General features: G+C 61.6%; 11 protein-coding genes. 6 read left to right on the top strand and 5 right to left on the bottom strand.

The features are described from left to right. Positions 1-82 precede the first annotated feature (82 nt). Together trxA and Q1W70_RS11300 are read right to left on the bottom strand one after the other, a co-directional pair. Positions 83-412: a thioredoxin TrxA gene (trxA, locus tag Q1W70_RS11305; protein ID WP_003206727.1), complete on the bottom strand. Its 330-nt coding sequence runs from the start codon at positions 410-412 to the stop codon at positions 83-85. A 120-nt stretch (positions 413-532) separates the two neighbouring features. After that, positions 533-1,240 (bottom strand): FadR/GntR family transcriptional regulator, encoded by a 708-nt coding sequence (locus Q1W70_RS11300; protein ID WP_166589225.1) that lies wholly within the window; start codon positions 1,238-1,240, stop codon positions 533-535. Positions 1,241-1,496: 256 nt separating this feature from the next. Here Q1W70_RS11300 and Q1W70_RS11295 point away from each other — a divergent pair, with 256 nt between their 5' ends. The 5 genes from Q1W70_RS11295 to ppx all read left to right on the top strand — a co-directional run bounded on the left by Q1W70_RS11295 (position 1,497) and on the right by ppx (position 6,064). Then, positions 1,497-2,282 carry a transporter substrate-binding domain-containing protein gene (locus Q1W70_RS11295; protein WP_166589226.1) on the top strand — a complete coding sequence of 262 codons (786 nt, stop codon included), beginning with the start codon at positions 1,497-1,499 and terminating at the stop codon, positions 2,280-2,282. Between the two features lie 22 nt (positions 2,283-2,304). Further along, positions 2,305-2,973, top strand: a complete 669-nt coding sequence (locus tag Q1W70_RS11290; protein ID WP_166589227.1) for an amino acid ABC transporter permease — start codon at positions 2,305-2,307, stop codon at positions 2,971-2,973. Next, on the top strand, positions 2,970-3,620 hold the full coding sequence (locus Q1W70_RS11285; protein ID WP_166589228.1) for an amino acid ABC transporter permease: 651 nt from the start codon (positions 2,970-2,972) through the stop codon (positions 3,618-3,620). Before Q1W70_RS11290 ends, Q1W70_RS11285 begins: the two co-directional genes overlap by 4 nt. After that, positions 3,607-4,344 carry an amino acid ABC transporter ATP-binding protein gene (locus Q1W70_RS11280; protein ID WP_027616882.1) on the top strand — a complete coding sequence of 246 codons (738 nt, stop codon included), beginning with the start codon at positions 3,607-3,609 and terminating at the stop codon, positions 4,342-4,344. Before Q1W70_RS11285 ends, Q1W70_RS11280 begins: the two co-directional genes overlap by 14 nt. Before the next feature lie 217 nt (positions 4,345-4,561). Beyond that, positions 4,562-6,064 carry an exopolyphosphatase gene (gene ppx / locus Q1W70_RS11275; protein WP_166589230.1) on the top strand — a complete coding sequence of 501 codons (1,503 nt, stop codon included), beginning with the start codon at positions 4,562-4,564 and terminating at the stop codon, positions 6,062-6,064. Between the two features lie 75 nt (positions 6,065-6,139). Here ppx and ppk1 read toward each other — a convergent pair whose 3' ends face one another. Both ppk1 and hemB read right to left on the bottom strand, forming a co-directional pair. Beyond that, positions 6,140-8,407 carry a polyphosphate kinase 1 gene (gene ppk1, locus Q1W70_RS11270; protein ID WP_302098829.1) on the bottom strand — a complete coding sequence of 756 codons (2,268 nt, stop codon included), beginning with the start codon at positions 8,405-8,407 and terminating at the stop codon, positions 6,140-6,142. A gap of 18 nt (positions 8,408-8,425) precedes the next feature. Further along, on the bottom strand, positions 8,426-9,439 hold the full coding sequence (hemB, locus tag Q1W70_RS11265; protein ID WP_095164764.1) for a porphobilinogen synthase: 1,014 nt from the start codon (positions 9,437-9,439) through the stop codon (positions 8,426-8,428). Positions 9,440-9,646: 207 nt separating this feature from the next. Between hemB and Q1W70_RS11260 the strand changes: the two genes are divergently transcribed. Next, positions 9,647-10,276 (top strand): DedA family protein, encoded by a 630-nt coding sequence (locus tag Q1W70_RS11260; protein WP_166589232.1) that lies wholly within the window; start codon positions 9,647-9,649, stop codon positions 10,274-10,276. Here Q1W70_RS11260 and Q1W70_RS11255 read toward each other — a convergent pair. Next, positions 10,257-11,492, bottom strand: a complete 1,236-nt coding sequence (locus tag Q1W70_RS11255) for a sterol desaturase family protein (protein ID WP_302098828.1) — start codon at positions 11,490-11,492, stop codon at positions 10,257-10,259. The two genes, Q1W70_RS11260 and Q1W70_RS11255, sit on opposite strands and share 20 nt — an antisense overlap. Positions 11,493-11,590 lie beyond the last annotated feature (98 nt).

Raw genomic sequence — 11,590 nt, 5'->3', positions numbered from 1 at the left:
CCTGAGTTTCGGAGCGTCTAGCCCTCTATAACGAAAAAGCCCCGCAATTTGCGGGGCTTTTCGGTGCTGCAGGCAACGACGCTTAGATGTTGGCGTCGAGGAAGGCAGCCAGTTGCGACTTCGACAGCGCACCGACCTTGGTGGCTTCGACGTTGCCGTTCTTGAACAGCATCAGCGTCGGGATACCACGCACGCCGTGCTTGGCCGGGGTTTCCTGGTTTTCGTCGATGTTCAGCTTGGCAACGGTCAGCTTGCCTTTGTAGGTCTCAGCGATTTCGTCCAGGACCGGAGCGATCATTTTGCATGGACCGCACCACTCAGCCCAGTAGTCGACCAGTACAGCACCTTCGGCCTTGAGTACGTCAGCTTCGAAGCTAGCGTCGCTAACGTGTTTGATAAGATCGCTGCTCATGGAAGTCTCCAGGTTGTAAGCAAAAAAACGTGGCCCATCATAGCCGCCCTTCCCTCGTTCAGGAAGCCGCAGTTGATTGAGTCTCGCTATGGTGTTGCGTGAGTTTGGGTATAGCTCAAGTCAGGCGGTGGCGGGAGCGACGAAAGCGATTCCGGTGCGTAGCGCGGCGTTGCGCACGTGTTCGTGCATGGCCCTCTGTGCCGCGCCTGACGCTCGGCGAGCCAGTGCGCGAAGGATTTTGCGGTGCTCCTGCCAGGTTTCCATGGCCCGCTCGGCCCGGATGAACGGTAGCTTCTGGCTCTCGAGGAAGATATCGGCACTGGCGGTCAGAATGCTCAGCATCGCCTGATTGCCGCTGGCCAGCAGAATGCTGCGGTGAAATTCGAAATCCAGCCGCGCGGCGGCCTCGAAGTCACCGCACTTGAGTTCAATGCGCATGGCGGCAACGTTGTCTTCCAGCGCATCAAGCGCCTCGGTGCTCAAGGTCACGGCCGCCAACCCTGCAGAAAACCCTTCCAGCGCATAACGCAGCTGGAAGATATCCAGCGGCGACGCCTGCGCCGCGAATGGCCAGGCCGGCGCCGAGTCACCCCGCGGCAACGCCTGCGGCGACTGCACGAACACACCTTTGCCTGGCTGGATGCTGATGACTCCCAGCGCACTCAGCGATGACAACGCCTCGCGCAGCGACGCCCGACTGACCCCCAACCGCAGCGCCAGGTCTCGTTGCGAGGGCAGCGCCTCCCCCGGCTTGAAGCCCTGCTCGGTGATCAGTTTGCGGATCGCTTGGAGCGCCACTTCGGGTACGGCGCGGGAGATCGAATTCATGGTTTTCCATACAAACCAGGCCAATGTGCGCCCAGTTGTAAAGCTATTCGAGGCGCCCGGCAAGTCGCGCCCCATGGGGGTTCGTCGAGTTCCACGGATGCGCTATCGGGGTGCGAAATCCAACCTGACTGTTCAGACCAGTAAGACCGTTCAACGCCAGTAAAACCGTGCCCTGGCCACCCCGAAACCCCATGTTGGCATGTCCCGTGCTCTGTCGATCCGCAGAAATCACTAATCGAAGAGTCGGAGATTTGCCATGATCCAGCGTTACAGCGCCCTCCTCGCAGCCTTGTTCACCAGCCTGATGCTGATCCAGGCACCCGCCCACGCCGACGGCCTGGAAGATGTGGTCAAGCGCGGCATCCTCAAGGTGGCCGTGCCACAGGACTTCCCACCCTTCGGTTCGGTCGGGCCGGACATGAAGCCGCGCGGCCTGGACATCGACACCGCGAAACTGCTGGCCGAGCAGCTCAACGTCAAACTCGAACTGACCCCGGTCAACAGCACCAACCGCATTCCATTCCTGACCACTGGCAAAGTCGACCTGGTGATCTCCAGCCTGGGCAAGAACCCGGAGCGTGAGAAGGTCATCGATTTTTCCCGCGCCTACGCGCCGTTCTACCTCGCCGTGTTCGGCCCGCCAGACGCCGACATCAAGGGCCTGGACGACCTCAAAGGCAAAACCATCAGCGTCACCCGTGGCGCCATCGAAGACATCGAGCTGACTAAAGTTGCCCCGCCAGGCGCGACCATCAAGCGCTTCGAAGACAACAACTCGACCATCGCCGCCTACCTGGCAGGGCAAGTCGACCTGATCGCCAGCGGCAACGTGGTGATGGTGGCAATCAGCGAAAAAAGCCCGAAACGCGTGCCGGCACTGAAAGTGAAACTCAAGGACTCACCCGTCTACGTGGGCGTGAACAAGAACGAGCCGGCGCTGCTGGACAAGGTCAATCAGATCCTGATCACCGCCAAGGGTGATGGCGCACTGCAAAAGAATGCCCTGACCTGGCTCAAAGAACCGCTGCCGGCCGACCTCTGATCCGGCGCGCAGGAGACACGTTATGGCTTATCAGTTCGATTTTTTGCCGGTGATAACCAACACCGATCTGTTGTTGCGCGGTGCGTTGTTCACCCTTGAGCTGACGGCCATCGGCGCGGTGCTCGGCGTCGGGCTGGGCATCATCGGGGCGTTGGTGCGGGCGTGGAACATTCGTCCGTTTTCCGGGATTTTCGCGGTCTACGTCGAATTGATCCGCAACACACCGTTTCTGGTGCAGTTGTTTTTCATCTTCTTCGGCCTGCCGTCACTGGGCGTACAGATATCCGAATGGCAGGCGGCGGTGCTGGCGATGGTGATCAACCTCGGCGCTTATTCGACCGAGATCATCCGCGCCGGCATTCAAGCGATCCCCCGCGGTCAACTGGAAGCCGCCGCCGCGTTGGCGATGACGCGCTTCGAGGCGTTCCGCCATGTTGTATTGCTGCCGGCGCTGGGCAAGGTCTGGCCCGCCCTGAGCAGCCAGATCATCATCGTCATGCTGGGTTCGGCGGTGTGTTCACAGATCGCCACCGAGGAGCTGACCTTCGCCGCCAACTTCATTCAGTCTCGCAACTTCCGCGCCTTTGAGACCTACGCCCTGACCACGCTGCTGTATTTGTGCATGGCCTTGTTGATCCGCCAACTGCTGAACTGGATCGGGACACGTTACATTTCGAGGAGCAGCCGATGAGCGACTTCACTTTCTGGGACATCGTGCGCAACCTGCTCACGGGCCTGCAATGGACGCTGTTGCTGTCTCTGGTGGCGTTTATCGGCGGCGGCATCATCGGCCTGCTGGTCATGGTGCTGCGCATCTCCAGCAAACCCCTGCTGCGCAGCGTCGCGCGGACCTACATCGAGCTGTTCCAGGGCACACCGTTGCTGATGCAGCTGTTTCTGGTGTTTTTCGGGGTGGCATTGGCTGGCGTGGATATTTCCCCGTGGATGGCCGCTGCGGTCGCCCTGACGCTGTTCACCAGCGCCTATCTGGCGGAGATCTGGCGCGGTTGCGTCGACTCGATCCCCAATGGCCAGTGGGAAGCCTCGTCGAGCCTGGCGCTCACCCCGTTGGAACAATTGCGCTATGTGATTCTGCCGCAGGCACTGCGCATCGGCGTGGCGCCGACCGTGGGCTTTTCGGTGCAAGTGGTCAAAGGCACTGCTGTGACGTCGATCATCGGCTTCACCGAACTGACGAAGACCGGCGGCATGCTCGCCAACGCTACGTTTGAACCCTTCATGGTCTACGGCCTCGTTGCCCTCGGCTACTTCCTGCTCTGCTACCCCTTGTCGCTCAGCGCGCGCTACCTGGAAAGGAGACTGCATGCCTCTGCTTAGAATTTCCGCCCTGCATAAATACTACGGCGATCACCATGTGCTCAAAGGCATCGACCTGAGCATCGAGGAAGGCCAGGTGGTAGCAATCATCGGCCGCAGTGGCTCGGGTAAATCCACGTTGTTGCGCACGCTTAACGGCCTGGAGTCGATCAACGATGGGGTCATCGAAGTCGATGGCGAATACCTGGACGCAGCCCGCGCCGACCTGCGCAGCCTGCGGCAGAAGGTCGGGATGGTGTTTCAGCAGTTCAACCTGTTCCCGCACCTGACGGTGGGCGAGAACGTGATGCTCGCGCCACAAGTGGTGCAAAAAGTGCCCAAAGCCAAGGCCGCCGAACTGGCACGCCAGATGCTCGAGCGGGTCGGGCTGGGTGAGAAGTTCGATGCTTTCCCGGATCGCCTGTCCGGTGGACAGCAGCAGCGGGTAGCCATTGCCCGGGCGCTGGCGATGTCGCCGAAGGTGTTGCTGTGTGACGAGATCACCTCGGCCCTGGACCCGGAACTGGTCAACGAAGTGCTGAGCGTGGTCCGGCAACTGGCCAAGGAAGGCATGACACTGATCATGGTCACCCACGAAATGCGCTTCGCCCGGGAGGTGGGGGACAAGTTGGTGTTCATGCACCAGGGCAAAGTGCATGAAGTGGGCGATCCAAAGACGCTGTTTGCCCAACCGCAGACGGCGGAGCTGGCGAATTTCATCGGGACCGTCGAGGCGGCGGGCTGACCGTTCTTCAGCGTCAGTCAGCCCGTCCTCGCAGGCAAGCCCGCTCCCTCAGTGAATGGCAACATGGAAACCCACAGGTGGGAGCGGGCTTGCCCGCGATTGACCGCGCAGCAGTCAGCGGTTTTCCTGCACTGGATCAAGGCTTTGAACACTGCGCGTTGGCGGCAGCGATTGATCGTGGCACGATGGTCGGGTTATCGACCGAGACCTCTAGACCATGCCCCAATCCCAAGCCAAGAATCTGTCCCTGATCGCCGCTATCGACCTGGGCTCGAACAGCTTTCATATGGTCGTGGCCAAGGCTCACCACAATGAGATCCGCATTCTCGAGCGGCTTGGCGAAAAGGTGCAACTGGCGGCCGGGATCGACGAGGCCCGCCAGCTCAATGAAGAATCCATGCAGCGCGGGCTCGATTGCCTCAAGCGATTTGCCCAACTGATCAACGGCATGCCTTTGGGCGCGGTGCGGATCGTCGGCACCAACGCCCTGCGTGAGGCGCGCAACCGTGGCGAATTCATCCGCCGCGCCGAAGAAATCCTCGGCCACCCGGTCGAAGTCATCTCCGGCCGTGAAGAGGCGCGCCTGATTTACCTGGGCGTCTCCCACACCCTCGCCGACACCCCGGGCAAGCGCCTGGTCGCCGACATTGGTGGCGGCAGTACCGAATTCATCATTGGCCAGCGCTTTGAGCCGCTGCTGCGCGAAAGCCTGCAAATGGGCTGCGTGAGCTTCACCCAGCGCTACTTCAAGGACGGCAAGATCACCCCGGCACGCTACGCCCAGGCATACACCGCAGCGCGCCTGGAGATCATGAGCATCGAACACGCCCTGCACCGCCTGACCTGGGATGAGGCGATCGGCTCCTCGGGCACCATCCGCGCCATCGGCCTGGCCCTCAAGGCCGGCGGTCATGGCACGGGCGAGGTCAATGCCGAAGGCCTGGCCTGGCTCAAGCGCAAGCTGTTCAAGCTGGGCGACGTCGAGAAAATCGACTTTGAAGGCATCAAGCCTGACCGCCGGGCGATCTTCCCGGCCGGCCTGGCGATTCTCGAAGCCATTTTCGATGCCCTTGAACTGCAGCGCATGGACCATTGCGACGGCGCCCTGCGCGAAGGTGTGCTGTACGACCTGCTGGGCCGCCATCACCACGAAGACGTCCGTGAGCGCACCCTGAGCTCGCTGATGGACCGCTACCACGTCGACCTGGAACAAGCCGCCCGGGTTGAACGCAAGGCCCTGCACGCGTTCGACCAGGTGGCGGTGGACTGGGAGCTGGATGACGGTGTGTGGCGCGAGCTGCTGGGCTGGGCCGCCAAGGTCCATGAAGTTGGCCTGGATATCGCCCACTACCATTACCACAAGCACGGCGCCTACCTGATCGAGCACTCCGACCTCGCCGGTTTCTCCCGCGAGGACCAGTTGATGCTGGCGCTGCTGGTGCGCGGCCACCGCCGCAACATTCCCAAGGACAAGTTTGCCGAGTTCGGCGACGAAGGCATCAAGCTGATCCGCTTGTGCGTGCTGCTGCGCTTCGCGATCCTGTTCCATCACATCCGTGGCACCCAGACGATGCCCCAAGTCACCCTGCACGCCAACGGCGACAGCCTGGATGTGCTGTTCCCGGAAAAGTGGCTGGACGACAATCAACTGACCCAGGCCGACTTCGCCCTGGAGGCCGAGTGGCTGGCGCGGATCGGGTTCACCCTCAACGTGCGCTGACCCGTGGCCTGAGCGCTGCACAAACAAAAATGGCGATCCCCAGGGATCGCCATTTTTTTGCCTGCTAGCTGCAGATCAACTGCTGACCGGCAGGATCGGGCTGCCCAGGCGCTCGAGCAACGTCGCCTGCGCACTGCGCGGGTTCTGGTTGCCGGTCGGGGTGTTGCGGATGTACCGACCGTCCGACTGCAGGCTCCAGCTGTGGGTGTTGTCGCTGAGGTACAGCTCCAGCTCTTTCTTGACCCGGGTCAGCAGTTTCTTGCCTTCCACCGGGAAGCAGGTCTCGACCCGTTTATCCAGGTTGCGCTCCATCCAGTCGGCACTGGACAGGAACATCTGCTCCTCGCCGCCATTGAGGAAGTAGAACACCCGTGTGTGCTCAAGGAAGCGACCGATGATCGAACGCACGTGAATATTGTGCGAGACCCCGGCGATGCCTGGCCGCAGGCAGCACATGCCACGCACCACCAGGTCGATGCGCACCCCGGACTGGCTGGCCTTGTACAGCGCGCGGATGATCTTCGGATCGGTCAGCGAGTTGAACTTGGCGATGATGTGTGCCGGCTTGCCGTCGAGCGCAAACTGGGTTTCGCGGGCAATCATGTCGAGCATGCCCTTCTTCAGGGTAAACGGCGCGTGCAACAGCTTCTTCATGCGCAGCGTCTTGCCCATGCCGATCAACTGGCTGAACAGTTTGCCGACGTCTTCGCACAAGGCATCGTCGGACGTCAGCAAGCTGTAGTCGGTGTACAGACGGGCGTTGGCGGCGTGGTAGTTACCGGTACCCAAGTGCGCGTAGCGGACGATCTCGCCGGCCTCGCGACGCAGGATCAGCATCATCTTGGCGTGGGTCTTGAAGCCGACCACCCCGTAGATCACCACCGCACCGGCAGCCTGCAAGCGGCTGGCCAGTTGCAGGTTGGACTCTTCATCAAAGCGCGCGCGCAGTTCGATCACGGCCGTGACTTCCTTGCCGTTGCGCGCGGCGTCGACCAGGGCATCGACGATTTCCGAGTTGGCGCCGGAACGGTACAGCGTCTGGCGGACCGCCAGCACATGTGGGTCCTTGGCGGCCTGGCGCAGCAGATCGACCACCGGCGTAAACGACTCGAAGGGGTGCAGCAGCAGAATGTCCTGCTTGCTGATCACGCTGAAAATGTTCTCGCTGTTCTGGAGCAGTTTCGGGATCTGCGGGGTGAACGGCATGTATTGCAGCTCGGGATGACTGTCCAGGCCGGTGATGCTGAACAGGCGCGTCAGGTTGACCGGGCCGTTGACCTGATACAACTCGGTCTCGTGCAGGTTGAACTGCTTGAGCAGGTAGTCGGACAGGTGTTTCGGGCAGGTATCGGCCACCTCCAGGCGCACCGCATCACCGTAGCGCCGCGAGAACAGCTCACCGCGCAGAGCGCGGGCCAGGTCTTCGACATCTTCGGTGTCGACCGACAGGTCGGCGTTGCGGGTCAGGCGGAACTGGTAGCAGCCCTTGACCTTCATGCCCTGGAACAGGTCGTCGGCGTGCGCGTGGATCATCGACGACAGGAACACATAGTTGTCGCCCGTGCCGCCCACTTCTTCCGGCAGTTTGATGACCCGCGGCAGCAAGCGTGGCGCCGGGATGATCGCCAGGCCGGAGTCGCGACCGAAGGCGTCGATACCCTCGAGCTCGACGATGAAGTTCAGGCTCTTGTTCACCAGCAATGGGAACGGGTGCGTCGGATCGAGGCCGATCGGGGTGATGATCGGCGCGATCTCGTCGCGGAAATAGCGGCGCACCCAGGTCTTGATCTTGGTGTTCCAGTGACGCCGACGGATGAAGCGGACCTGATGTTTCTCCAGCTCCGGCAACAGGATGTCATTGAGGATGGCGTACTGGCGATCGACGTGGCCGTGCACCAGTTCGCTGATGCGCGCCAGCGCCTGATGCGGCTGCAGGCCGTCGGCACCGGCTTGTTCACGGGCGAAGGTGATCTGCTTCTTCAGCCCGGCGACACGAATCTCGAAGAACTCATCCAGGTTGCTGGAGAAGATCAGCAGGAACTTCAGCCGCTCCAGCAAGGGATAGGACTCGTCCAGCGCCTGTTCCAGCACGCGGATGTTGAACTGCAGTTGCGACAGCTCGCGATGGATGTACAGGCTGCTGTCATCCAGGCCCGGGATCGCGATGGCCGGTGCCGCAGGGGCGGTGTCGGCGACCACCACCGGCGCCGCCGCGACCGGGGCCGGGACCGGGACCGGGACCGGCTCAAGTTCCGGCAGCGCTTCGGGGGTGGATTCAACGACGGGCTCGACCACGGGCTGAGCTTCGTTTACAGCAACTTCAGTGAGTCCTTCGGTATTCATCGCGTGTTCCTGGGAGGGCTATTTTTGCTCTCGTAACAATTGAGCGGCACGTACGGCAAAGTAAGTGAGGATGCCATCAGCACCGGCGCGTTTGAAAGCGGTCAGGGATTCAAGAATCACCCCCTCGCTCAACCAGCCATTCTGGATTGCCGCCATGTGCATGGCGTATTCACCGCTGACCTGATAGACAAAGGTCGGCACTTTAAATTCTTCTTTGACCCGATAAAGAATATCCAGGTACGGCATGCCTGGCTTGACCATGACCATATCCGCACCTTCTGACAAGTCGCTAGCCACTTCATGCAAGGCTTCGTTGCCGTTGGCCGGGTCCATCTGGTAGGACGCCTTGTTCGCCTTGCCCAGGTTCAGGGCCGAACCGACCGCATCGCGGAACGGGCCGTAGTAGGCACTGGCGTACTTGGCCGAGTAGGCCATGATCCGCACGTTGACATGACCGGCCAGCTCCAGCGCCTCGCGGATTGCCTGGATTCGCCCATCCATCATGTCCGAGGGGGCCACCACCTGGGCGCCCGCAGCGGCATGGGACAAGGCCTGGCGGACCAGTGCATCGACGGTGATGTCGTTCTGCACGTAGCCTTCCTCATCGAGGATACCGTCCTGGCCGTGGGTGGTGAACGGGTCCAGCGCGACATCCGTGATTACCCCCAGCTCCGGGAAGCGTGCACGCAGGGCGCGGGTGGCGCGCTGGGCGATGCCGTCCGGGTTCCAGGCCTCGGCGGCGTCCAGGGACTTGAGCTCGCTCGGGGTCACCGGGAACAGCGCAATGGCCGGGATGCCCAGCTCGACCCACTGGGCCGCTTCTTCGAGCAACAGGTCAATGGTCAGGCGCTCCACGCCCGGCATCGAGGCCACCGCTTCGCGACGGTTCTCACCGTCCAGCACAAACACCGGCAAAATCAGGTCGTTGCTGGTCAGGACATTTTCCCGCACCAGACGGCGCGAAAAATCATCACGACGGTTGCGTCGCAGGCGGGTTGCAGGAAACAAACGGTTGGCGGGGGTAAAGCTCACGGCAGACTCCTGAGCCCGCGCTGGCGGGCGAGCGTGACAGTTATAAGCACTCATTATGACCGTCGTATGACAGTTGTGTGCACCCCTGTGACCGGTAGCCGCATTCATTGTCCTTGTAGGAATAGTTCACGTCGAGACACATTTGGATACTTTCCTCCATGGGCCCGAAGGGTTAGGCTGCGCGTTCATTTCGCCAGCACCCAGACAATGCTCCAACAATTCCTGCATGATTTTGGCTACTTTGCCCTCTTTCTAGGCACGTTCTTCGAAGGCGAAACCATCCTGGTTCTTGCGGGATTCCTCGCGTTCCGCGGATACATGGACATCAATGTGGTGGTGGTCGTCGCGTTCCTCGGCAGCTATGCCGGTGACCAGCTGTGGTACTTCCTGGGACGCAAGCACGGGCGCAAGCTGCTGGCGCGCAAGCCACGCTGGCAAATGATGGGCGACCGGGCGCTGGAGCATATCCGCAAGCACCCGGACATCTGGGTCCTGAGCTTTCGTTTCGTCTACGGCCTGCGCACGGTGATGCCGGTGGCCATCGGCCTGTCGGGATACCCGCCGGGACGCTACCTGATCCTCAACGGCATCGGCGCGGCGATCTGGGCCACCGCGCTGGCGGCAGCCGCCTATCATTTTGGCGCCGTGCTCGAAGGCATGTTGGGCAGCGTCAAGAAGTACGAGCTATGGGTACTTGGCGCCCTGCTGGTGCTGGGCGTGGTCCTGTGGCTGCGTCGACGTTTCAAGAACGCGCGCCTGGCCCGCCAGATCTATGCCGACGAGCAGGCCTTGATCGCCGAAAAGGCCAAGAACGAGCCTAAGACGCCAGCCGAGTGAAAGACCTTCGGCAACCGTAGAGCGCAATCACACTCAGCACGCTGTAAGCGCACAGGCCGACCCAGACCAGATGGCTGGCCGGCCATAGCCCCACCAGCGGTGCCAGCCACACCAGCGGCAGGTTCGATAGCAGCCGCAGCAGTTCCAGCCTGACCGCCTGCAGGCGATTCTCCAGGGCCATACCCAGCACATAGAGACCGAACGCCAGCGCGGCCCAGCCCAGCAGCAATGCGCTGCCTGGCAGTTGTTGCTCGCGGCCCAGCAGGTAACTGCCCAAGGCAACGTACAGGCAGAACTGCATGGCTATGTACAGTTGCTGGCGCCTGCCCAATGGCACCTCGAACTTGCGGAACTGGCTCAACTGCGGCTTGGACAGCGGGTACTTGGCGGCGACGTCCGCCGGCCGCCAGCCGGTGCGCATGAACCAGATCCGCAGCTTGTCCCACCGCCGCTCGGCGCGCCGCGCATCGGCCCACAACTGCGCGTAGAACTGCACATTGGCCCACAACGGATTCCAACTGGCCAGCGGCGTGGTCACGCCAAAAATCACCGGCTCGTTGTCGTCTTCCTCCTGATAGGAGCCAAACAGTCGGTCCCAAATAATGAACACCCCGCCGTAGTTGCGATCCATGTAGAGAGCGTTCTGTGCATGGTGAACCCGATGATTGGATGGGGTAATGAAGAACCACTCGAACCAGCCCAGCTTGGGAATGTGCCGGGTGTGGACCCAGAACTGGTACAGCAGGTTCAGCGCCGCGACACTGACAAACACCAGCAGGGGCACGCCGAGCACCGCCAGCGGCAGATAGAAGATCCAGCCCAGCAGGAACCCGGTGCTGGTCTGGCGCAGCGCCGTGGACAGGTTGTAGTCCTCGCTTTGATGGTGCACCGAATGTGCCGCCCAGAGGATGTTGCGCTCGTGGCCACAGCGATGCAGCCAGTAGTAGCAAAAGTCATAGAGGACAAAGGCCGACACCCAGGTCCATGGGTTGTCGGCCGACAGCTCGAACAGCGCCAGGTGCTCGAGGGCAAAGGCGTAGGTCAGCAGGCCCACGCCCTTGGTCAGCAACCCGGTGGTGGTCGACAACACGCCCGTGCTGAGGCTGTTGATCGCGTCCGCCAGGCGGTAATAACTGACGCCACGCCAACGGTCGGCCAGCAACTCGATGGCAATCAGCACGAAGAAAAACGGCACCGCATACAAAATGAAATTCATGACGCGACCCGTGAGCAGTGGTTGCCCTGAGATTAGGCCCGGACGCGCAGCAACCCTATGGCAACGAGCGACAAATTAGTGGACATTTAGCGCCATGA

The organism is Pseudomonas kielensis (assembly GCF_030505375.1).
Taxonomy (GTDB): Bacteria; Pseudomonadota; Gammaproteobacteria; order Pseudomonadales; family Pseudomonadaceae; genus Aquipseudomonas; species Aquipseudomonas kielensis.
Note: the sequence above shows the minus strand (reverse complement) of the source record. Positions and strands in the feature narration are given on the sequence as shown.

Bases quoted from the DNA above. Each gene is read 5' to 3' on its own strand.
- Q1W70_RS11290 (WP_166589227.1), top strand. From the start codon at position 2,305: ATGGCTTATCAGTTCGATTTTTTGCCGGTGATAACCAACACCGATCTG.
- ppk1 (WP_302098829.1), bottom strand. From the start codon at position 8,407: ATGAATACCGAAGGACTCACTGAAGTTGCTGTAAACGAAGCTCAGCCC.
- Q1W70_RS11280 (WP_027616882.1), top strand. From the start codon at position 3,607: ATGCCTCTGCTTAGAATTTCCGCCCTGCATAAATACTACGGCGATCAC.
- Q1W70_RS11255 (WP_302098828.1), bottom strand. From the start codon at position 11,492: ATGAATTTCATTTTGTATGCGGTGCCGTTTTTCTTCGTGCTGATTGCC.
- Q1W70_RS11260 (WP_166589232.1), top strand. From the start codon at position 9,647: ATGCTCCAACAATTCCTGCATGATTTTGGCTACTTTGCCCTCTTTCTA.
- Q1W70_RS11285 (WP_166589228.1), top strand. From the start codon at position 2,970: ATGAGCGACTTCACTTTCTGGGACATCGTGCGCAACCTGCTCACGGGC.
- Q1W70_RS11300 (WP_166589225.1), bottom strand. From the start codon at position 1,240: ATGAATTCGATCTCCCGCGCCGTACCCGAAGTGGCGCTCCAAGCGATC.
- trxA (WP_003206727.1), bottom strand. From the start codon at position 412: ATGAGCAGCGATCTTATCAAACACGTTAGCGACGCTAGCTTCGAAGCT.
- ppx (WP_166589230.1), top strand. From the start codon at position 4,562: ATGCCCCAATCCCAAGCCAAGAATCTGTCCCTGATCGCCGCTATCGAC.
- Q1W70_RS11295 (WP_166589226.1), top strand. From the start codon at position 1,497: ATGATCCAGCGTTACAGCGCCCTCCTCGCAGCCTTGTTCACCAGCCTG.